General features: G+C 41.4%; 18 protein-coding genes. 6 read left to right on the top strand and 12 right to left on the bottom strand.

Going from position 1 to position 21,977, the window contains the following annotated elements; genetic code table 11:
- A partial coding sequence (locus AC1DV1_RS22725) for a putative LPS assembly protein LptD (protein WP_477363890.1) occupies positions 1-2,334 on the bottom strand: 2,334 nt, incomplete at its 3' end.
- Between the two features lie 52 nt (positions 2,335-2,386).
- Here AC1DV1_RS22725 and AC1DV1_RS22720 point away from each other — a divergent pair.
- Positions 2,387-3,289 carry an N-acetylmuramoyl-L-alanine amidase family protein gene (locus tag AC1DV1_RS22720; protein ID WP_477363887.1) on the top strand — a complete coding sequence of 301 codons (903 nt, stop codon included), beginning with the start codon at positions 2,387-2,389 and terminating at the stop codon, positions 3,287-3,289.
- Positions 3,290-3,426: 137 nt separating this feature from the next.
- Positions 3,427-4,371, top strand: coding sequence for an MlaD family protein (locus AC1DV1_RS22715; protein WP_477363884.1), 945 nt, complete (start codon positions 3,427-3,429; stop codon positions 4,369-4,371).
- Positions 4,372-4,533: 162 nt separating this feature from the next.
- On the opposite strand, the gene AC1DV1_RS22710 is transcribed toward AC1DV1_RS22715, so the two are convergent.
- The 4 genes from AC1DV1_RS22710 to AC1DV1_RS22695 all read right to left on the bottom strand — a co-directional run bounded on the left by AC1DV1_RS22710 (position 4,534) and on the right by AC1DV1_RS22695 (position 7,952).
- The gene (locus AC1DV1_RS22710) at positions 4,534-5,448 is read right to left on the bottom strand and encodes a ribonuclease Z (protein WP_477363881.1); all 915 of its coding nucleotides are present in this window, start codon (positions 5,446-5,448) and stop codon (positions 4,534-4,536) included.
- Positions 5,449-5,469: 21 nt separating this feature from the next.
- Complete coding sequence (locus AC1DV1_RS22705; RefSeq protein ID WP_090650699.1) at positions 5,470-5,847, bottom strand: STAS domain-containing protein; 378 nt, start codon at positions 5,845-5,847, stop codon at positions 5,470-5,472.
- 52 nt (positions 5,848-5,899) lie between these two features.
- Positions 5,900-6,844 (bottom strand): phosphoribosylaminoimidazolesuccinocarboxamide synthase, encoded by a 945-nt coding sequence (locus AC1DV1_RS22700; RefSeq protein ID WP_477363878.1) that lies wholly within the window; start codon positions 6,842-6,844, stop codon positions 5,900-5,902.
- A gap of 148 nt (positions 6,845-6,992) precedes the next feature.
- A complete protein-coding gene (locus AC1DV1_RS22695; protein WP_147060646.1) occupies positions 6,993-7,952 on the bottom strand; it encodes a PhoH family protein in 960 nt (319 codons plus the stop codon).
- A 101-nt stretch (positions 7,953-8,053) separates the two neighbouring features.
- Between AC1DV1_RS22695 and AC1DV1_RS22690 the strand changes: the two genes are divergently transcribed.
- The 4 genes from AC1DV1_RS22690 (at position 8,054) to AC1DV1_RS22675 (ending at position 12,773) form a co-directional block, all read left to right on the top strand.
- On the top strand, positions 8,054-8,830 hold the full coding sequence (locus AC1DV1_RS22690; protein ID WP_477363875.1) for an SAM hydrolase/SAM-dependent halogenase family protein: 777 nt from the start codon (positions 8,054-8,056) through the stop codon (positions 8,828-8,830).
- A gap of 9 nt (positions 8,831-8,839) precedes the next feature.
- Positions 8,840-9,367: a hypothetical protein gene (locus tag AC1DV1_RS22685; RefSeq protein WP_477363872.1), complete on the top strand. Its 528-nt coding sequence runs from the start codon at positions 8,840-8,842 to the stop codon at positions 9,365-9,367.
- Positions 9,368-9,397: 30 nt separating this feature from the next.
- Entirely contained in the window at positions 9,398-11,230 is a 1,833-nt protein-coding gene (locus AC1DV1_RS22680; RefSeq protein WP_477363869.1) for an ABC transporter ATP-binding protein, read from the top strand.
- Positions 11,231-11,372: 142 nt separating this feature from the next.
- Complete coding sequence (locus AC1DV1_RS22675) at positions 11,373-12,773, top strand: MBL fold metallo-hydrolase (RefSeq protein ID WP_477363866.1); 1,401 nt, start codon at positions 11,373-11,375, stop codon at positions 12,771-12,773.
- Positions 12,774-13,351: 578 nt separating this feature from the next.
- Here the strand turns inward: AC1DV1_RS22675 and AC1DV1_RS22670 are convergent.
- The 7 genes from AC1DV1_RS22670 to AC1DV1_RS22640 form a co-directional block, all read right to left on the bottom strand.
- The gene (locus tag AC1DV1_RS22670) at positions 13,352-14,305 is read right to left on the bottom strand and encodes a D-2-hydroxyacid dehydrogenase (RefSeq protein WP_477363862.1); all 954 of its coding nucleotides are present in this window, start codon (positions 14,303-14,305) and stop codon (positions 13,352-13,354) included.
- Positions 14,306-14,389: 84 nt separating this feature from the next.
- On the bottom strand, positions 14,390-15,457 hold the full coding sequence (gene serC, locus AC1DV1_RS22665) for a 3-phosphoserine/phosphohydroxythreonine transaminase (RefSeq protein WP_477363859.1): 1,068 nt from the start codon (positions 15,455-15,457) through the stop codon (positions 14,390-14,392).
- Between the two features lie 202 nt (positions 15,458-15,659).
- Positions 15,660-16,310, bottom strand: a complete 651-nt coding sequence (gene rpe / locus AC1DV1_RS22660) for a ribulose-phosphate 3-epimerase (protein ID WP_477363856.1) — start codon at positions 16,308-16,310, stop codon at positions 15,660-15,662.
- A gap of 116 nt (positions 16,311-16,426) precedes the next feature.
- Entirely contained in the window at positions 16,427-16,699 is a 273-nt protein-coding gene (locus AC1DV1_RS22655; protein WP_147060658.1) for a hypothetical protein, read from the bottom strand.
- Positions 16,700-16,867: 168 nt separating this feature from the next.
- On the bottom strand, positions 16,868-19,003 hold the full coding sequence (gene pnp, locus AC1DV1_RS22650; RefSeq protein WP_477363853.1) for a polyribonucleotide nucleotidyltransferase: 2,136 nt from the start codon (positions 19,001-19,003) through the stop codon (positions 16,868-16,870).
- Between the two features lie 130 nt (positions 19,004-19,133).
- The gene (gene rpsO, locus AC1DV1_RS22645) at positions 19,134-19,412 is read right to left on the bottom strand and encodes a 30S ribosomal protein S15 (RefSeq protein ID WP_477363850.1); all 279 of its coding nucleotides are present in this window, start codon (positions 19,410-19,412) and stop codon (positions 19,134-19,136) included.
- Between the two features lie 165 nt (positions 19,413-19,577).
- Positions 19,578-21,821 (bottom strand): S41 family peptidase, encoded by a 2,244-nt coding sequence (locus tag AC1DV1_RS22640; protein WP_477363847.1) that lies wholly within the window; start codon positions 21,819-21,821, stop codon positions 19,578-19,580.
- Between the last annotated feature and the right edge of the window lie 156 nt (positions 21,822-21,977).

The following is a 21,977-nucleotide window of genomic DNA, read 5'->3' as shown; positions in this document are numbered from 1 at the left end:
TGACCACCTGAACTTATTAATCCGCTGGCTGGTACGTACGATAGTGTTGTTGGCGATAGAATCATGCACAGCGGTAACATAAGGATCAAACGAGCCGCTGAAACTGATATTTACCTTTTGCTTAAAAATAGCAGTGTGCCCCGAAAACTGAATATTAGCCAGTTTCATGGAGTCGGCAGCAAAATTGTAGAAGCTCGAAAACGATAAACCCTGCAATAAAGTGATCTTTCTTTCTGTAGCCGATGTATCGGTACTTTTGGGTTTTAACTTAGCTTCGATGGTATTATCCAGCGCGAAGCTGATACCTGCCTGCTTACCTGCCGACGGATAGCCATATACCCCGTTTTCTAAAATTGAATACTTCTGGTAGGTATAAGGATAAGGTACGCTTGCCTGGCTTACCGCGGTTTTATAATATCCGTAGCTGGGATCGCTAAAATCAGGCGTGTAGCCAAACCCGATAGATGGGGTCATTACGTGCCTTATAGCTTTCAAATTGCCTTTAAAGTTTAACGTACCGTATAATTTGGTTGACAGGCCCGTGCTTAAACTATAATTGCCGGCACGTTTAAAGCCTTGTAAAGTATCAACCAATAATTGATCGGAACTGCTGATACTTCCGCGCTCAAAATGTTTGTTTACCGATTGAAAATACCAACGCTCGGTATAATTCACGCTGCTATTAAACTGAAAGTACTTGAGCACATTTAAACCCAAACTTACCGGTATCTGGTGTTGAAAACCATTTTGAAGGCGGCGGGTAATCGTACTTTTAAAAAGTTCAGATTCGGGAATGCTGTTTACCTTATTGGTAGCATTCAGGTTATAACTCACCGTTATTTTTTGATACCATTTTTGCTCGCCAACCCTGTCTTTTGAATCAAAAGGATTAATTGACGACATACCAAAAGCAATGGTTGGCAACTCTATGGTAATTGTTTTATTGGCTATATCCTGGCTGTGGCCAATACCCACACTTAAATTAAATGGCGTACCGGCCCAGGTTTTACCATAGGAGATACTTGACCGTAAACTACTCTGCGCCGCGGTAACCACGTTATAATTTGATGTTGATGGGTTACGCGAAAAATAACCCGAGGTACCGGCATTTACCGACGCACTAAATGTTGATCCTGGATTTGCGCTCGGGTCCTGTGAGTGTGTCCAGTCGATATGTATATCTTTTACTGCAGGATCGCCCGGCAAACCGTAATTATGCGATCCGTAACTTAAGGACAAGTTACCTGTATACTTATAACGCACAAGGTAACGTGCTGTGGAGTTTACCTCATATGATCCTTTGGAGTAAATAGTACCCGTAGTGGTTAAATCCATATAATCACTCAACCCCAGGTAATAACCAAAACCGGCTAATTTAAAGCCCAGTTTTGCATCCTCGCCAAAAGTTGGCAGGATAACCCCGGATGTTCGTGAATCGGGCTTGGGAAAAAAGCCGAACGGAATAGCAAGCGGTAGTGGCACCCCTTCAATTTCGAGATAAGCCGGGCCAGATATGATCCTGTTTTTTTCGCCGATACCTTTGGTAATTACTATACCGAAGTGTGTATCGGGATAAGGCAAATCGCAGGTGCTAAAAATTACGTTGCGGTAAGCCACTTCTGTTTCGTTAAGTTTTTTTGCCTGGCCGCCCGATATAAAATTGCCTTCCTGCTCAGATGCCGGGTTATAAAGCTTTCCTTTTTTGGTAGTATAATTAAACAGCAACGAGTCGGATGCTATCGGTTTTTCGTTTTTTGACTTTGACAAAGGCCTCCCGATGTAACGTTTGGTACGCGGGTCGATGCTACCGCTGGCAAATATGAGGTGATTTTTCTGGTCGACCCGGATATAATCGGCATCCAACTCAAAATCTTCATAAGTTACCCTGGCGCGCCCATACAGGTATAAAATGTTATGCTCATTATCAACAACGGTCGAGTCCTCGGCCACGGCTTTAACTTCAGATTGAATTCCATCTTTCTTTTTTGTCGTATCCGTTTCGGGCAACTTGGTTTGGGGTTTCCCAGGGATGGTTGGCTTAGCCTGGATGTTTTTATTTTTATTGGTATCTGCCTTAACAACAGTATCTACAGCGGGGGTAATATTATAAGTACTGTTTACACCCTGCCCATCTGCATTTAGATTTGGCTTATTTTGCTTAGATTTCTTAACTTTAAGAAGTTTCCTGTCTCTTGCCTTAGTGGTGTCGAGTTTAATGATCGTATCTGCGACGGCCTTGYGGCTATGCCTGTTATATGTACCTTTGCTTTCGGCAACCAGTACATTTACCGTTAAAATAATTGCAAGCAGAAAAAAAAGAGTTATGAATTTCAAAATTGATTATGAATAGTATTTTTGCAGATATAGTTAACAGCGTTCAAAAATAATGAAAAATAGGGCATTGAAAAGATTGATTTATAGTTTATCGGTATTGTTGGTACTCCTTTCATCGTTCCCACTTATTTCTTACGGCCTAATCAAAACAGATACGGTTGTTAATTCGGGTTTCAAAATAAAAACTATTATCGTTGACGCAGGTCATGGCGGTAAGCCCACCGGGACGGGGCATTTTTCGCATGGTGCATCAGGAAGTTTTTCTTCAGAAAGAAATGTAACGCTTGCCATTGCTTTAAAATTGCAGGCTGCTATAGAAAAAGATATGGCCGGAGTAAAGGCTGTTTTAACCCGGTCGACAGAGGATGATGTATCCTTTGAACGCCGTGCCGAAATAGCCAACGAAAACAAAGGCAATGTTTTTGTATCCATCCACTGCAACTCACTATCTGACAGACACGTGCGGGAGCAGGTGGGCACAAAACGCCACAAGCCGGTTTATCGTACGGTAACCGTACCAGACCGATCTGGCAAGGGTGTATTATTATTGGTTTACGGGCTGCACCGGTCAAAAGAAGAGGAACGAACCATAGTACACAACCAGGTTGAAGAAGATTCTGGAATGGACGCGGGCTTAGACCCGGATGACCCGATTACTATTATTTTAACCAACGAGTATAAAAGAAAATTCAGACAACAGAGCATTAAGCTGGCTACATTAATTAACAATGAATTTACTGAAACCGACGGGCGGACAAGTGAGGGTTTACGGGAACAGGGTATTTACGTACTATGCCACACAGCAATGCCTTCTGTTTTGGTTGAAACCGGTTATATAAATAATCCAACGGATGAAGCTTACCTGAACTCGGAAGACGGGCAAAACGAAATTGTAAGTTCAATAGTGCGCGCGCTATTAAATTACAAAAACGAGGTTGAACACGTATCGCAGTAACAAACAAGTAATAAAATGACATTCTTCACGTTTACTGCCAAAACTTAATCGATCTTTCAAACGTATATTGCATATAACATCACCTGTGCCGCCGGCATTGCCTGCAAAAAAACATTTAAACATAATCACACTACTGAATGAAAATTTCAAACGAAACAAAAATAGGCGCCCTTACAGTAATTGCAATCACCATACTTGTTTTAGGATACAGCTTTTTAAAAGGTAACGATGTATTTTCGGGATCAAATAAGTTTTACGCCGTTTATAATAGCGTTGAAGGATTGGGGGTATCAAAACCCGTGCTGGTAAATGGTTTCCAGATTGGCCGTATATCTAAAATGGAGCTTCAGCCGGATGGCCGGACTATAGTTGAATTTAAGATTGAAGAGAAGTACGATGTACCTAATAACACCCTGGCCAAACTGGAAAGTACCGATCTTTTAGGCAGCAAAGCCATTGTTTTTGAACTGGGCAACAGTAAAATACTTGCCGAAAACAAAGATACTTTGAAGGCCGATATCCAGGGAAGCCTGGCCGAAAGCCTGCAACCTATACAAAAGAAAGCAGAAATGCTGATTAGCAAACTCGATTCGTCATTAGCTGCCATTAACAAGATCCTGAACCCAAACTTTCAGAAGAATGTTGACCGTAGTTTTATGAGCATCGCCAATTCGTTGCAAACACTGGAGGGCGTTACCAAAAAGATAGACAATCTTGTGGGCACCCAAACCAAGCATATCGACGTGATACTATCAAATGCTGAAGTGGTATCAGCTAACTTAAAAACCAGTACAGGTCACATTAACGGAATGTCTGTTAATTTTGAAAAAATAAGTAACGATATAGCACAGTCAAACATTAAAAACACGTTGGATAATGCCAACAAAGCCATGGCCGATTTACAGGCTACCATTGCCAATATCAACTCCACCAAAGGAACTTTAGGCCTGTTAATGAATGATGATAAAGTATACAAAAACATGGATGCAGCCACCAACAGCCTCAACAACCTGTTGCTCGATTTAAAAGCGCATCCTAAACGCTATGTAAGCTTCTCAGTTTTTGGCGGTAAAAAAGACTGAAAATAGAGTCAAGAATTAAGAGTCAAGAATCAAGACAAGTGCAAAAAAGCCGGTGATCAGTTATAGTCACCGGCTTTTTGCATTTCTCAATACTTTGATCCTAAATTTTGAATTATCAAACATCTGAAATCTGCACATTTAAAATCTGCACATCTTCAAGCGTTATTCAATATAAAACGTTCTGCCCTCAACAGCCAGTTCGGTTGCCGGGAATACACTTTTAGCTTCATCCAGCAATTCAGTCAGGGTTTTATAACGGGCGGAGAAGTGACCAATCAGTAATCTTTTCGCGTTTGTTTTTAGCGCTACATCGCCGGCCTGCAGTGCCGTTGTATGAAAGGTATCGTTAGCCCTATCCAGCATTTCATTTAAAAATGTGGCTTCGTGATAAAGCAGCGTAGCATTGGCTATTTGTTCAAAATACTGCTCACCGTAAAGCGTATCAGAGCAGTAGGCATATGATTTGGGCTGATCCGAATCGATAGTCAAATCATCATTTTTGTAAACCTGCCCGTTTGGTGCGGTATAATCGGCTCCTTTTTTTAACGCGGTAAAGTAAGGCACCGGGATTTGCAGTTGTTCTATCACTTCCTTGCGTAATTTACGCAGGCGCTTTTTTTCGCGGAAGATAAACCCGGTAGTATCAATCCTGTGGTTAAGGGGGATTGTTTCAACAATAATATCGTTGTTGTTTACAATTACTTCGGGGTGCTGGGTGTGCGTCTGCTTAAACTCTAATGGGAAGTGCAGGGTAGTTTCTGAATACTTTAACTGCAGATCAATGATCTCCATTAAATGTGGCGGCCCAAAAAGATACAACGTTTTTTTACGCCCGTTAAGGTGCATTGACGATAGCAGGCCTACCAGGCCAAGGTAATGGTCGCCATGTAGATGGCTGATAAAGATATAATCTATCCGGCTGGCTTTAATGTCAAAACGCAGCATTTGCTGCTGGGTGCCTTCGCCGCAGTCAATTAAGTACAAGTGCTCGTTGATATTGAGCACTTGTGCTGTAGGATTTCTGTTAAAAATGGGTGTTGCGGAACTGCTTCCAAGTATTGTTACCTCAAATTTCATAATGGGATAACAATGTAAGGATTATCTTGATTCTTTTTTCAATTCTTTCTCAATCTCTTCCATAAAAATAAGATCGACACCTTCTTCGGCGGTAGGTACAACTGTAAGTACGTTATCCAGTTGCGAGATTGTGATTAAACGCGCCACGGCATCGTTTAATCCGCACAATATAAATACGCCAGATGCGTTTTTGCACAAACGGTGACCAACCAACAAGCTGCTTAAGCCGGATGAATCGGCAAATTTCACTTGTGAAAGGTCAAGAATGATGTTTCTTTGTCCTTCCGTATTGATCAATATCAGTTCAGATTTTAATTGAGGCGTTACTAACGAATTCAATTTTGATTCGTTAAGCTTCACTAAAATGTATTTCTCGTGTTTATCGACAGCAAATTTCATTCTTATAAAAATTAATAAGCTAAGATATGATTAATTTATGTGTAATTAAAAATTACATAATGCTAAGCGCATTCTTTATAGCGGTTTCAACCCTGTTCAACACACTTTCTGTATCCGATTTTACAAACGTTTCACCTATGATCTTTTCATAAAGTTCGATATACCGTTCAGATATCGACGCAACAATTTCTTCTGTCATTACAGGAACAACTTGTCCTTCTTTACCCTGGAAACCGTTTTCAATCAGCCATTTGCGTACAAACTCTTTTGAAAGTTGTTTTTGCGGCTCACCTTTTTGCTGGCGATCCTCATACCCTTCCTTATAAAAATACCTTGACGAATCGGGGGTATGAATTTCATCTATTAAATAAATAACGCCATCTACCTTACCAAATTCATATTTGGTATCAACCAATATTAAGCCTTGCTTAGCGGCAATTTCGGTACCCCGTGCAAACAGAGCTTTAGTATATGCCTCCAATTGGGCATAATCTTCGGCAGATACAATACCCTTCGCCAGGATATTCGCTTTTGAAATATCTTCATCATGCCCTACCGATGCTTTGGTAGTAGGCGTAATTATTGGCTCGGGCAGGATATCGTTTTCTTTCAAGCCTTCGGGCAGCGCTTCGCCGCAAACCAGCCTTCGGCCGGCCGCGTATTCACGTGCAGCATGGCCTGCCAGATATCCCCGTATCACCATCTCCACCTTAAAGGGCTCACAAATGCGACCAATGGTAACACTTGGATCGGGCACGGATATTACCCAGTTGGGTACAATATCGCTGGTAGCCTTTAAAAAACGTGCGGCTATCTGGTTAAGCACCTGCCCCTTGTAAGGGATAGCCTCGGGTAGTACCACATCAAAGGCCGAGATCCTGTCGGACACTACCATGGCTAAGTACTTATTTTCTATCGTATATACATCGCGTACTTTCCCTTTATAAAAGCCTGTCTGGCCCGGAAAGTTAAAATGTGTTTCTTTTATTGCGTTCATAATTTTAGTATCAAGTAGTAAGTATCAAGTAGCAAGACCAGTAGCAAGTAGTTAGTATCAAGTAGCAAGTATTAACTCTTGCAATTAAAAATCTTGATACTTGATACTAACTACTTGATACTGAAATCAACTACTTGATACTACCTTCTTACTGTATATCCCCATAAGCTGCCAAAATCTTGCGTACCAGTTTATGGCGAACAACGTCTTCGCCGCTTAGGTATACTATTTCTATTCCTTTTATATCTGTTAATATCCGCAGGGCGGTGTGCAGGCCCGATTGCTGCTTTTTGGGCAAATCTATCTGGGTTACATCGCCGGTAACAATAAATTTTGCCGATGGCCCCATACGCGTCAGGAACATTTTTAATTGCATATCGGTGGCGTTTTGGGCCTCGTCCAATATTACAAAGCAATTATCCAGGGTACGGCCACGCATAAATGCCAGTGGTGCAATCTCGATGGTACGGTTCTCCAGGTAAAATTTCAATTTCTCTGCCGGGATCATATCATCAAGCGCATCGTACAATGGCCTCAGATACGGGTCAATCTTTTCTTTTAAATCGCCGGGCAAAAAGCCAAGGTTCTCCCCTGCTTCAACCGCCGGGCGGGTTAAAATAATGCGTTTAATTTCTTTGTTCTTTAACGCACGTACTGCCAATGCAACCGCGGTATAAGTTTTACCGGTACCAGCAGGGCCAATAGCAAATAAAATATCGCTTTGGTTTATGCTATCAACCATTTTACGCTGGTTGGCGGTTCGGGCTTTCACCATTACACCATTCGGACCAAAAACGATAACTTCGCCACTGGCAAACTTATCAGTTACGGGCTCAGACGATGAATTTGAAGATACTTTTGATCCTAAAATACGTTCAAGATCGGTAATGTTCAGGTTCTCGAATTTTTCAACATGAGCAAGCAGATGCGAGAATTTTTCCTGGAAAACATTCAGTTCGTGATCATCACCCAAAACTTTTACTTCGCTGCCTCGTGCAACAATTTTAAGCTTGGGATATTGTTTCTTAATGATCTCAAAATGATCATTATTTGGCCCCCACAATACGGCTGGATTTACGTTTTCAATTGATAGCTTAAGTTCGTTCAATACTAATTGATTTTTTAGTTACGGATTTTTATGAATTAAAAATTGAATATTTGTAGCTTCAAATGCTATTACAAGATTAGCAATAAATATTTATAAAATTAATGGCAATAATAACATTAACTACTGATTTGGGCGATAAGGACATTTACCAGGCTGCTTTAAAAGGCAGCATCTATAAATCGTTGCCAACAGTTAATATTGTTGATATTACCAACAGTGTGGCGGCCTTTAACGTGCAACAGGCCGCTTTTATATTAAAAAACAGTTTTTATTACTTCCCCGAAGATACCGTACACCTTATAGGTATTGATACCGTTTACAGCGACCATACCAAGTACCTGGCGGTAAGGTACAAAAAACATTATTTTGTGGGTGCCGATAATGGAATTTTTTCACTGATGTTTGATACCGACCCTGAGGAAATTGTGGAGATAAACATTATGCAGGATTTAAAGTTCCTGCATTTTCCGCTTGCAGATATTTTTGTTAAGGCCGCCTGTCACCTGGCCAAAGGGGGCAAACTGAGCGAAATTGGCCTGCCTGTGCATGAAATCGAAAACAAAATGAACCTGCAGCCTGTTATTGAAAAAAACCTGATCAAGGGGGTAGTCATCTATATCGATTCGTTTCAAAATGTGATAACCAATATTACCAAGGAGTTTTTTAACGGCGTGCAGCAGGGCCGTAAGTTTGTACTTAATTTTAAACGTAACGAAACCATCAATCACCTGAGCTGGCATTATAACGAGGTACCCGTTGGCGAAAAACTTTGCCTGTTTGGCATAAGCGACCATTTGGAAATTGCCATCAATAAAGGCAATGCCAGCGGCCTGCTGGGCTTAAACCTTAATGATAAGGTTATCATCGAATTTCAGTAAATTTAGGATATGAAAAAACTGCTACTGTTTGGCTTGTTGTATTTTTTTGGTATAGGCGGCGTGCTTGCGCAATCGCAGGCTAACTCCGATTCTGTTGCTTATCAGCTTCAGCGCAAAAAGATAAATACCATGCTGGCCGCCCGCAAAGCCAAATTTGGCCAATACAGCCAAAGCTTAAGCCAGCATACCGGCATTTTCGGTTTGCAAACCAAAGATGACATCCGCAGATCAAACAGCATACTGATGGACATTGCCCGTACAGATGATGCGATATTTAAAGAATTAAAAATACTATTTGAATATAGCGCCTTCCAACAAAGGCTAATTCAAAGCCACAGCAAAGAGGCCGAGACCATAAACCACAATTTTTTGCTTACAATAAGCAAATTAAGGCAGCAGAACGCCCAGTTAAAAACTGAGGTTGCCGAAAACAAGGTGCAGACAAATAGTTCAACTCCCATCTATATTACGGTTATTGTGCTCATGCTTGCGTCAATTTTGTATTTGCTTTACCAAAAAAACAAAGGGAAGGCGTAATTTCGCGCCCGTAACTACTTAAAACTATAAATGGCACGAGGAAGACTGAACAGTGGCGCTAAAGCAGAAGCCGAACTACCCAAAGCAAAAATTAACAGGCAGAGCATCCAGAATATCCGTAAACTGCTCACTTACATTAAACCATACCGGGGAAAATTTGCGGCAGGAATGTTATTTCTATTCATATCAAGCCTGGTTGGTTTGGCATTCCCCGCTATCTTGGGTGCTTTAATAGATGCAGCGCAGGGTAAATACAAATATTCGTTTTTACCACATAGCTTAAATTACATAGCTATTTTTGGGTTTGTATTGCTATTTGGACAGGCCTTTATATCATTTTTCAGAGTGGTTTGGTTTGTTCAGGTGGCCGAAAAATCATTAGCCGATATTAGGAAGGATACGTATTTTAAACTTATAACGCTACCCATGAACTTTTTTGCCAACCGTCGGGTTGGTGAATTGAACAGCCGCATATCTGCTGATCTCTCTCAAATTCAGGACACATTAACTACTACAGTTGCAGAAATTGTGAGGCAGGTTGTGATCATGGTTGGTGGTGTTACATTTCTGGCCATTGTATCCCTAAAGCTAACTCTTGCAGTGTTGGCGGTTTTGCCTTTTTTGGTAGCTTTTGCCGTTTTTTTTGGCAAGTTTATTCGCAAACTTTCACGCCAGGCACAGGATAAATTAGCAGAGTCAAATACAATTGTTGAAGAAACCCTGCAAGGCATTGCCAATGTAAAGGCATTTGTAAACGAGGCTTACGAGGCTACCCGGTACGATAAAATATTACGCAACGTAGTTGATATCGCCGTTAAAGGGGCCAAATTTCGCGGGATTTTTGCTTCGTTCATCGTGTTCTGCTTATTTGGGACATTTGTGGGCGTAATATGGTATGGATCAGTTTTGGTAAGTCACAAAGAAATTTATGTAGGCGATTTGACCACCTTTATCATGTACTCCATATTTGTAGGCGCCGCTATGGGCAGTTTCCCAGACTTGTACGCCAACCTGCAAAAAGCAGTTGGGGCAAGCGAGCGTGTGTTGGAGATACTGGCCGAAAAGGGCGAAGACATCTCGATGGTAGAAAGCAATAACAAAATAGACCAGCCTATTAAAGGCGACTTGTCATTCGAGAATGTGGTATTTGCCTACCCATCCCGGTCGGAGTTAACTATCCTGAAAGGCATTTCTTTTAATGCCGCAGCAGGCCAAAAAGTAGCCATTGTTGGACCAAGCGGTTCGGGTAAATCTACCATGGCGTCGCTTATATTACAATTTTATCACCCGCAAAACGGTACTATTTTATTTGATGGCCGCGCGGCTGATGAATACTCAATAACCGATATCCGCAACCAGGTGGCCATAGTGCCACAGGATGTATTGCTTTTTGGCGGATCGATATTAGAGAACATTGCTTACGGCCGTTTGAACGCATCAAAAGAAGATATTATACAAGCTGCCAAACGGGCAAACGCACACCAGTTTATACTATCGTTCCCCGAGGGTTATGAAACCATTGTTGGCGAGCGTGGGGTAAAGCTATCGGGCGGGCAGCGCCAGCGCATTGCTATAGCAAGGGCATTGCTTAAAAATCCATCCATATTGATATTGGATGAGGCCACGTCATCCTTAGATTCTGAATCGGAACGCCTGGTACAGGAAGCTTTGGAAGAGTTGATGAAAGACCGCACATCTATCATTATCGCCCACCGTTTATCAACCATCCGCGAGGCTGATAAGATCATCGTTCTGGAAAAAGGCGAGATCATCGAAAGTGGCAGTCACCAGGAACTCATCGGCAACGAGCAAGGGCTTTACCGTTATTTAAGTCAGCTGCAGTTTGAAACACAAACCAGTTAGATGAGACGTTGAACGTTTTACGTTATACGTTTGGAAAAACACTGCATAAACTATTATATTCACAACTTAAGATGTGTGGCGAAACGGCCATTACTCAGCAAATAAACGTATAACGTAATACGTACAACGTTCAACGTAACAAATGAAATTAACCATACACGGGGCGGCCCGACAGGTAACCGGCAGCATGCATTTGCTGCAGGTAGGCCAATACAAAATATTAGTGGATTGCGGGTTAGATTATGAGAAGGACCGCAGCATACAATCAAATGAAAACTTTCCTTTCCGGCCGGAAGAGATTGACGTGGTAATACTTACACATGCCCATATCGATCACTCTGGTAATTTACCTACACTGGTAAGGCTTGGCTTTAACGGCCAGATCTTATGCACTCCCCCTACTGCCGATTTGACGGAGCTATTATTGCTTGATTCTGTAAGCATTTTCATGAATAAGGCAGGCAAGGGTAACCGCAAACGCGGTAAAGGCAAATTCAATTCGGGCGGCGGCCCACAGCCGCTTTATTTGCAAAAACACGTGATGGATACGGTGGAACGTTTTGTTACCATTGGCTTTAACCGTCCATTCAAAATTAACGGCGATATCGAGCTAACTTTTATCCCGGTTGGACACTTATTAGGTGCGGCATCAGCTGTTTTAAAAGTAACCGAAAACGGCGAAGAAAAATCAATCGCCTTTACCGGCGATATCGGCCGAAAAAATTACCCGGTATTAAATGATCCGCAGGAATTGCCTCCTGTTGATTTCCTGGTATCAGAATCAACTTACGGCGGCCGTTATCACACCAAAGGAAAATCGGTAGAAGAAACCCTTGTTGAAGTTATTGAAAAGGCATGCATTAAAGAACAAGGCCGTTTGATTATCCCGGCTTTTAGTATTGGGCGCACCCAATCGTTGGTATATTCATTAAATAAGATTTTCACTGAAGGATTATTGCCAGCTGTAAAGGTTTTTGTTGATAGCCCGATGGCTACCATGGCAACCGGCATCTTCCGCAAATACCATAGCCTGGTAAACCAGGAGGCCCGGGATTTTTATAAAGATAAGGGCGATGAGTTTGAATTTGATAACCTTACCTATGTAGAAACCCTGAAGGATAGTCGCCAAATCTCTAATTACTGGGAGCCTTGCATCATCATCTCGTCGGCAGGAATGCTGGAGGGCGGCCGCATCCAGGACCACTTGTTTTACAATATTCAAAATTACTACTGCACTATCCTGTTTATTGGCTATTGCGCCAAGGGTACCCTGGGGCACCGTTTGCTGCGGGGCGATCCTATTGTTCACATCAAAGACCGTGAATTAGCCGTTTACGCCACTATTAAACAAACCGATGTACTAAGTGCCCACGGCGACCACCAGGACCTTTTAGATAATGTGAAACAGCAGGATAAAACCAAGCTAAAGAACGTATTCCTGGTACATGGCGAGGGAGAAAGCATGAAGCTGCTGGCTGCTTCCCTTGAAGATGAAGGGTATAACGTTACCATACCGGAAAAGGATCTAACGTATGATATTTGACACGAATTTCATTTAACACCAATTTCACGGATTGGAGCGAATTATCACGAATTTTGAGAATTGATAAGTTGAATTGATTGATTAAGCAATAGACTTCCTACAGAGTTTTGAAAAATACTCAAGGCTATTATTTTGAATTTAACAGCTAAACGCACAATTAGATAACCCTTACCAATGATTTTTATCCCTGGCCTCATATTGCTATTGATAGTCACGCTCATTATTTATAGCACAAATAAGGGGAAGTTCCTTGAATACACCCGATGGAGAAAAACAGGAAAGTTTGCTCTTTATTTTTTGTATGTTGTTTTAGGTACAATAGTATTGACTTGTATCACATACCTGTTAAAGAGACCCTAAGTTAATCCCGGCCATAATATTATACCGAAGAATAAAACACTTGCTAACCTTGCAAATTGAACTAATTAGTGTGTAAATACTGCTTTCTTTAATTTAAAGATAAATAGACCAAAAGCAAATGGCACAAACTCATAATAAGAATTCGTGCCATTTGCTTTATTTAAAAATTCGAATTGAATCAAATTCGTGAAATTCGATTCAATCCGTGAAATTAGTATTTATGCTTTCTTAAAATGATCTATGATCAGGTTCGCAAGCTCCACACCTATTCTTTCCTGGGCCTCGTTGGTGGCTGCGCCAATGTGAGGGGTTAAAGAAATTTTGGGGTGTTTCAGGATCTCTTCGCGAGGGGTAGGCTCGTTATCAAATACATCTAAGGCTGCAAATGAAACCTGGCCACTGTTTAACGCGTCAACTAAAGCCAATTCGTCAATTAAACCACCGCGTGAAATATTTACAAAGCCAACACCTTTTTTGGTTAATGCCAATTCCTCGGCGCCAAACAGAGCCTCGTCAATAAATGGCGTGTGCAAAGTAATGAAATCGGCCGTTTTAGTTACCTCTTCTAAAGATGAAGTTTTTACACTTACCTTAACAGTTGTACCACCACCTAAAACAATATCCAACTCTGGGTTAAACGGAAACAAATCGTAAGCCAAAACTTCCATACCAACGCCGATAGCTATTTTAGCTACCTCGCGGCCGATACGGCCAAAGCCAACAATACCTAAAGTTTTACCGCGCAGTTCGATACCTTTTGCGTAAGCCTTTTTCAGGTCGTTAAATTTAGTACCACCTTCAACCGGCATTTTGCGGTTGCTATCTGGCAAAAACCTAACCGCGCCAAATAAACTGGCAAAAACAAGTTCGGCAACGGATAGTGAAGAAGATGCAGGTGTATTATAAACGCTCAGGCCTTTTTCTCTTGCGTATTCTACATCAATGTTATCCATACCAACGCCACCACGACCAATCACTTTAAGATTTGGGCAGGCATCAATAAGCGCTTTACGCACTTTAGTTGCACTGCGTACAGTAATGGCATCGTACTCTTGTAACCTTACAGGCAATTCATCCTGCGGAATGTTATTGGTATCAACAATAAAACCGGCTTCTTCTAAAAGCTGTTTTCCAATTGGGTCGATACCGTCATTAGCTAATATTTTGATCATCTTATTTTGTCATTAGTCATTGGTCATTAGTCATTGGTCTATCCGCCATCCAAAATGACTAATGACCAATGACTGATGACTAAATTATTTATTTCCTTCAGCAAACTCCTGCATTGCGTCAATCAGGGCGTAAACGCTGGTTATTGGCAATGCATTGTAAATTGACGCGCGGAAACCACCAACGCTTCTGTGGCCTTTGATGCCTACTATACCTCTTTCGTCGCATAGTTTCAGGAATGGTTTTTCCAGTTCAGGATTTTCCATTACAAAGGTTACGTTCATGTGCGAGCGATCTTCTGTAGCGCAAACAGGTTTAAATAACGGGTTACGTTCAATCTCGTCATATAATACCCTGGCTTTGGTTATGTTTTCCTGCTCAATAACTTCAACACCGCCTTTGGCTTTTAACCATTGCAGCGTAAGCATCGATACGTAAATAGCAAAACACGGAGGCGTATTGTACATCGATCCGCCTTCAATTTGTACCTGGTAATTAAGCATCGCCGGAATTTTACGGTCAACTTTACCTAAAATATCGTCTTTAACAATAACTAAGGTAACACCTGCAGGGCCCATGTTTTTTTGAGCGCCGGCATAAATTAAACCAAAGTCGGCAACGTTAATTTTGCGGCTGAAAATATCTGACGACATATCGCAAACAACCGGCACCGGTGATTTTGGAAACTCCTGTAACTGTGTACCATAAATGGTATTGTTTGAAGTGATGTGGAAGTAAGCCGCATCAGCAGGAATGGTATAATCTTTAGGGATGTAAGTAAAATTATCGGCTTTTGAAGAGGCAATAATCTCTACTTCGCCAAAAAACCTAGCTTCTTTTAAGGCTTTGTTAGCCCAAACACCTGTTTCCAGGTAAGCGGCTTTGCCTGTTGATGGCAATAAATTGTAAGGGGCCATGGCAAACTGCGTGCTGGCGCCGCCTTGTAAAAACAACACCGAATAACCCTCTGGCACAGCAAATAATTCTTTTACCAATGCAACAGCTTCATTCAAAACTGCTTCAAATTCTTTCGACCGGTGAGAGATCTCCAGCAATGATAATCCTGTACCATTAAAATCAATAACCGCCTCGGAAGCTTGTTTTAAAACCTCCTGAGGTAAAATGCCTGGTCCGGCACCAAAATTATGTTTCATATAATTAACGAATTGTAGGTTCTGAATACTTGATTAGGAACTTTGTATTTAGTTGGGCCGAAGTTAATCAATTTGACAAAATTCATAGGATTAATTTACGTTTTTTGAAAAAATATACAATTAATCAACAAAAGCCTTTTTGATTGCAAATATCAAATTTATCCTATAAGGTTGGTAGTAATTATTACAATTGTAATAACTTTTAAGGGTGTTTGAGGTTATATATCGCATCGGCCGGTATGGCCGACGAGAACACAGAACTGCCCGCAACAAACACATTTGCACCAGCTTGCAACAATTCTTTAACATTGTTTTGATCTACGCCGCCATCAACTTCAATAAATAAGCCCGGATTTTTCTTTTCACTCAGCGCCTTTAAATCTTTAAGTTTTTTGTAGGTATTGGCAATAAACTTTTGGCCGCCAAAACCAGGATTAACAGACATGATAAGCACCATATCAAGGTCGGCAATAATATCCTCCAATAAAGCAACAGGCGTATGCGGGTTAAGGGCTACTCCTGCCCTGCAGCCAAGCTCTTTAATAGCTTGTACAGTGCGGTGCAAATGCGGGCAGGCTTCGTAATGAACAGTGATACCATTGGCACCGGCATCTTTAAACGCCTTGAGGTACCTATCAGGATCAACAATCATCAGGTGAACATCCAGCGGTTTGGTGGCATGCCTTTTTGTGGCAGCAACAACCGGGAAGCCAAAAGAGATATTTGGCACAAACATACCATCCATAATATCAACATGCACCCAATCAGCTTCGCTGTTATTGATCATTTCAATATCGCGTTGCAGGTTGGCAAAGTCGGCTGCTAAAATAGATGGCGCTATCAGATGGTTCATGTGCAAATATATAAATCCCCAACATTGCAACCGGCAATTATTTGTAAAGTTTTATCTTAAAAAAAACGGAGTAAACATCTGCACATCTAAAATCTGCATATCTGCACATATCCAGCTTAATCGCAGTTCAGCAACAAATCATAGTACTTTTTCATCAGTACCGTATCGTAGTTTACAAGCGATTGATAGGCCTCTGATACCAGTTCATTCAAAATTGATGAACCAAGTTGCCCTCCTCCATTGGGAATGGAGTCATAATACAATATTAATTCTTTAACCCGGATGATCTCATAGAGCAACAACTGAACCAAATCGGTTTGCGTAGCCGGTTGCATTCCCTGCGGATTACTGTTAAGAAAATCTAAAGGATCGTTTGTAGCAGGGGTCATCGTTTTTACAAGCAGGATCGGATTTTATGGCTTATTCAACTATCTATTAACTAATACAAAGTTTAAACATCCAACTTTTGTTTTAATTTTTCTCAAAAAAAGTATAAAAAAACCAAATAAAATAGCAAAACCCTCATAAAGAGGGTTTTGCATATGTGATATTTACAGTTATTTTTCTGATTTTGGGGCTTCCGGCCTCGGTAATAACGCTTTGCGCGATAACTTAAGTTTACCTTGTTTATCTACATCAAGCAGTTTAACCCTTACCTCGTCGCCAACCTCAAATATACCGTCCATTTTTTCGATCCTGCGGTGGTCAATTTCAGAGATGTGTAACAGGCCATCTTTACCTGGCATAATCTCAACAAATGCACCAAACGGCATAATTGATTTCACTTTACCTTCGTATATCTCGCCAACTTCTGGTTTAGAAGCAATGTTGCGGATGCGCGATAGAGCCTGGTCGATAGACGCTTTGTTGTCGGCAAAAATCTGAACGATACCCTGGTTGTCTTTTTCTTCGATAGAAATAGTTGCACCGGTTTCGCGTTGCATTTCCTGGATGATTTTACCACCGGGCCCGATAACTGCACCAATAAATTCTTTATCAATTTTAATGGTAACAATACGCGGTGCGTGTGGTTTCAGATCAACACGAGGGGCTGTAATGGTTTTAGCCATCTCGCCAAGGATATGTAAACGACCATCTTTAGCCTGGTTTAAAGCGTTGGTTAACACTTCGTACGATAGGCCATTAATTTTCAAGTCCATTTGTACAGCAACAATACCATTAACAGTACCGGTTACTTTAAAGTCCATATCACCTAAATGATCTTCGTCGCCCAGGATGTCAGATAAAATAGCATATTTAGTACCCATTTCGTTGGTGATCAATCCCATCGCGATACCAGATACCGGCGATTTGATTTTGATACCAGCATCCATCAAAGCCAATGTACCGGCACAAACCGTAGCCATTGACGATGAACCGTTAGATTCTAAAATATCAGAAACGATACGGATGGTGTATGGATTCTCGTCCTCAGATGGCAATACTTGTTTTAATGAACGCATAGCCAGGTTACCGTGACCAATTTCGCGGCGACCAGCACCCCTGTTCGGACGAACTTCGCCGGTTGAAAAACCAGGGAAATTGTAGTGCAACAAGAATTTTTGGTAACCGTTGATGAACGCACCATCAATCATTTGCTCATCATCCTTAGCACCTAAAGTAACGGTGGTTAATGCCTGGGTTTCGCCACGGGTAAATACCGCAGAACCATGAGCAGATGGTAAATAACCAACTTCGCTCCATATTGGGCGAATCTGGGTAGTTGTACGGCCATCTAAACGTTTRCCTTCATCTAATACAAGGTTACGGATAGCATCATACTCTACATCATGATAATATTTTTTTGCAAGCCCTTTAGTGATATCATCAATTTCGCCTAAAGTAGCGATATAAGCATCACGAACTTCTTTGAATTTTGCCGAGCGCTCGTCTTTTGCAGATGCAGAAGACGCGATAGCGTAAACCTGCTCATAAGTAGCAGCGTAGATGGCTTTTTTCAAATCCTCGTTGCTGTGCTCATGGTTGTAAACACGTTTTTCGGTTTTACCAACTTCAATAGTCAACTCTTTTTGAGCTAAACATTGAATTTTAATAGCCGTATGCGCAAATTTAATAGCTTCAACCAATTCGGCTTCCTGGATCTCTTTCGATTCTCCTTCAACCATGTTGATGTCATGCTCACTACCTGCAACAATAAATTCTAAAGTAGCACGCTCAAGCTGGCTTAAAGTTGGGTTAATTACCAACTGACCATCAATTTTAGCAACACGAACTTCAGAAATAGGGCCATTAAAAGGAATGTTTGATACAGATAATGCTGCTGATGCTGCCAAACCGGCAAGGCAATCGGGCATAATATCTTTATCGGCCGAAATTAAAGAGATCATCACCTGTGTATCAGCGTGATAATCTGAAGGAAATAACGGGCGTAATGCGCGGTCAACCAAACGCGAGATTAAAACCTCATAGTCTGACAAACGTGCCTCGCGGCGTAAAAAGCCACCCGGGATACGGCCGGTAGCAGCGTATTTTTCCTGGTAATCAACAGAAAGGGGTAAAAAGTCAACTCCCTCTTTCGCCTCTGGTGACGATACTACGGTAGCCAATAACATGGTATCACCCATTTTAATAACTACAGAGCCATCTGCCTGTTTGGCCAGTTTACCTGTTTCGATCTCAATGGTGCGGCCGTCACCTAAATCAATAACTTTTTTAATTACGTTTAAACTCATCTTCTTTTTGTTGTGGTGCACTTTTCATCTTTCGGAGCGCACCGGTTTTTATGTGTGTGTGTATAATTTTTTCAAAAGTAAAAAAGCCATCCACAAAATCGGGATGGCTTTTCAATAAAAAGTATGAGAATTATTTAATGATATCCCTTAGCTGTAAAGCTTTGATGATAGCACGATATCTTTCAATGTCTTTTTTGTACAGGTACGCTAACAAACCGCGGCGTTTACCTACTAATTTTTGCAGTGATAACTGGGTAGAAAAATCGTGTTTGTTTTTCTTAAGGTGACCAGTTAAGTGCGCGATGCGGTGTGTGAATAATGCTACCTGACCTTCGGTTGAACCAGTGTCTGTAGCACTCTTACCGTGTTTTGCAAAGATCTCTGCCTTTGACTCTTTACCTAAATACATTACTTGAATAATATTAAAGCGTTAAATACTTTTGTTAATTGTGGGTGCAAAGATAGTGATTAAATTCAAAAGTAAAAATTCAAAATTCAAAAGATTTGGTGAGTGGTTGATTGGGTAGCTGATACGCTTGCTGACCCCGGGGTTATAAAAATCATTTTCGCGCGGTTATTTAGTTTTAGCTTCATCATTTGTTAAAATAATTGCTTTGGCCCGCTCCAACAGCTCATCGCGGCCTTCTTTAATGCCTTTAATGGTTGGCTTTATCGGAACATCAATTTTTACCCCTTTGCGCTGCGTGTCGGTGCCATCAGGGTAGTAAATACCCAGGCCCGAAATCATTGTTGAAATACCCCCGGGTAAAATAATGGCCGAAACATTACCATCGGCACCGGCGGTGGTACTACCAATAACCGTCACATTGGGCGAGCTTTGGAAAGCCATAGTAGTATATTCGGCCTGGCTTTGCGATACGGCGTTTACAATAACCACTACTTTGCCCTTATAATCATTATCCGGCTTAATACCCAGCGGATCTGTAATTACCATTAAGCCAGGGTTATTAACCTGTGCCTTGGTGAACTTTACAAACCGGGCGTTCCCGGTTTTAATATAGGGAACAAAAGTGAAAGGCATAAATTCAGATGGGTAGCAGCGCATATCTATTATTATACCTTTGGTATCTTTAAGTAGTTTCTTAATGTCAGATAGATCTTTGTTATGGTACCTGCCGGGATATACGTACCCAATTTCCTTATCAATTACGTAGTAACCCGGCGATTTGGTGTCATATAATGAGCTGTAATTTATCTTATCGGCAGGCAAAGCAGTTACTGTTGTATTTATAGGCTGTCCATCTCTTAATAATTCCAGGTTTAAGGCAACGGTGTTACCGCGCAACAGGTACGTGCCCGGTATATCGCGCAGCTGGGTATCATAGTTGGATGCAGGCGTATATGGCAGGTATTTTTCAATCAGTTGGCTTACCGGCTGGCCGTTAATAGTTTCTATAACATCACCTACCTTTACCAGTTGCTTTACATTAAGGGTATCATTTAAATAGCCGGTCACTACCAGTTTGTCTTCAATAAATTTAGCATCAAACGGCACGCGATATTTGCCTTTAAATGCGTTTAGCGCTTTATTATAGCTCCAGATGTTGGCGTGCGTATCATGAATACGAGCTATCAATGCCAACGTATTCAGGGCATATTCGCTTGCATTGGCAGCCGTGGCAAATTTGGGGATACAATCTGTGAGTACGTTGTTCCAATCTTCGCCTATCAAATATTTATAGGGATAAAAATAATTGATCATGCTCCAATACCTGTACAAGGTAAGCAAGCGGTAGCCTGCATCGGGGTAAGTAAATTGGGAGTACGCGGCTTCATGGGTAAAAACCGGGTTGCCAATAAACCTGGCCATATCTATATAATAATTATCGCCCGTGTTACGGTTATCAAGAATATACTGAAGTTTTTGGGTAAGCGATGCCGATAGCACCTGGTTATTAAACAACAATCCGTAATCGGGTTTTAGCTTAATTTCATCCGGACTGGCTTTAATTTTACAGTTGCCACATACCGGCGGAACTTCAAAGCCATCTACCCATTTTTCGATAGCGTGGCTCAGAGCTGCGTTGTCTGTTGCTTTTAAAACCTGCGGCATCACCCTGAATAATTCGGCGTCCCAGTTGTGGTTGCCTTTGGCTACATCCGGGTGGTGGTATTTTAAAAAGCCCCAAACCTGGCCTAAAGCAGTAAGGTTAGTTATTTGCTGTTTGCTTAACGGAATGGTATCAATTTTTGAACCTGTGTTGTAAGCAGTATCCATCCCGGCTTTGGTTAATACTTTGGTAGCCTTTTCAATGGGTTTACCGTTTATAAACAACCGTAAATTATCAACCCAGGCCTTACCATCGCCAACCAGCAAAGCGCCGCCATGAATATTTATGGCAGCGGCATCATCATAAGGTAAATCAATCACATACTCCTTCCAATCGGTAGTACCTGTAACGCCCCTGTTTTGCATATTATCAAAGGCCGGGGTACCATCAATCCGCAGCCATAAACCGGCATAGCCGTTTTTAACGTTTTCTGTTTTGATATAACCCCTAAGCTGTATTTTATTGCCGGTAAATGATTTCAATATTGGGTAATCAATCACTCCGAAACTACTTTCGTTACTTACCTTTTCAATTGATAATGAGTATTTGCCATCCTGTTTCACCAGGCTATCAACCTTTACGGGATAAGCTTTTTGTTGTTCGGCCTGAAAATAGGTAGACCAGCCTGCGGCTTTGGTTTTGTCGGCAGATAATTGTTCCATATTGCCGTTATATTGCACCTGGGCCGATAAAATTTGACAGCCTAAAAATGATATACTTAATAATAGCAGGGTAAATGGTTTCATAGATGGATATAGGTGATTATAAGTTTAGTATAATGGGTAAACGTTCAATTTGGCTGTTTAATGTGTAAGCAGAATAAAAGAATAAGGGATTTAACACTAATTAACTACGTGAATAAACCAACCACCTAACCAACCCAATCAACCACTCGTCTAATC

The organism is Mucilaginibacter sp. P4_D1 (assembly GCF_056401935.1).
This window is presented reverse-complemented; position numbering and strand designations above follow the sequence as displayed.

Excerpts from the sequence above, each read along its gene's own strand:
- rpsO (WP_477363850.1), bottom strand. The coding sequence starts at position 19,412 with ATGTATTTAGGTAAAGAGTCAAAGGCAGAGATCTTTGCAAAACACGGT.
- AC1DV1_RS22720 (WP_477363887.1), top strand. The coding sequence starts at position 2,387 with ATGAAAAATAGGGCATTGAAAAGATTGATTTATAGTTTATCGGTATTG.
- AC1DV1_RS22640 (WP_477363847.1), bottom strand. The coding sequence starts at position 21,821 with ATGAAACCATTTACCCTGCTATTATTAAGTATATCATTTTTAGGCTGT.
- AC1DV1_RS22675 (WP_477363866.1), top strand. The coding sequence starts at position 11,373 with ATGAAATTAACCATACACGGGGCGGCCCGACAGGTAACCGGCAGCATG.
- AC1DV1_RS22715 (WP_477363884.1), top strand. The coding sequence starts at position 3,427 with ATGAAAATTTCAAACGAAACAAAAATAGGCGCCCTTACAGTAATTGCA.
- rpe (WP_477363856.1), bottom strand. The coding sequence starts at position 16,310 with ATGAACCATCTGATAGCGCCATCTATTTTAGCAGCCGACTTTGCCAAC.
- AC1DV1_RS22705 (WP_090650699.1), bottom strand. The coding sequence starts at position 5,847 with ATGAAATTTGCTGTCGATAAACACGAGAAATACATTTTAGTGAAGCTT.
- AC1DV1_RS22655 (WP_147060658.1), bottom strand. The coding sequence starts at position 16,699 with ATGACCCCTGCTACAAACGATCCTTTAGATTTTCTTAACAGTAATCCG.
- AC1DV1_RS22690 (WP_477363875.1), top strand. The coding sequence starts at position 8,054 with ATGGCAATAATAACATTAACTACTGATTTGGGCGATAAGGACATTTAC.
- AC1DV1_RS22685 (WP_477363872.1), top strand. The coding sequence starts at position 8,840 with ATGAAAAAACTGCTACTGTTTGGCTTGTTGTATTTTTTTGGTATAGGC.
- AC1DV1_RS22680 (WP_477363869.1), top strand. The coding sequence starts at position 9,398 with ATGGCACGAGGAAGACTGAACAGTGGCGCTAAAGCAGAAGCCGAACTA.
- AC1DV1_RS22670 (WP_477363862.1), bottom strand. The coding sequence starts at position 14,305 with ATGATCAAAATATTAGCTAATGACGGTATCGACCCAATTGGAAAACAG.
- AC1DV1_RS22700 (WP_477363878.1), bottom strand. The coding sequence starts at position 6,844 with ATGAACGCAATAAAAGAAACACATTTTAACTTTCCGGGCCAGACAGGC.
- serC (WP_477363859.1), bottom strand. The coding sequence starts at position 15,457 with ATGAAACATAATTTTGGTGCCGGACCAGGCATTTTACCTCAGGAGGTT.
- AC1DV1_RS22710 (WP_477363881.1), bottom strand. The coding sequence starts at position 5,448 with ATGAAATTTGAGGTAACAATACTTGGAAGCAGTTCCGCAACACCCATT.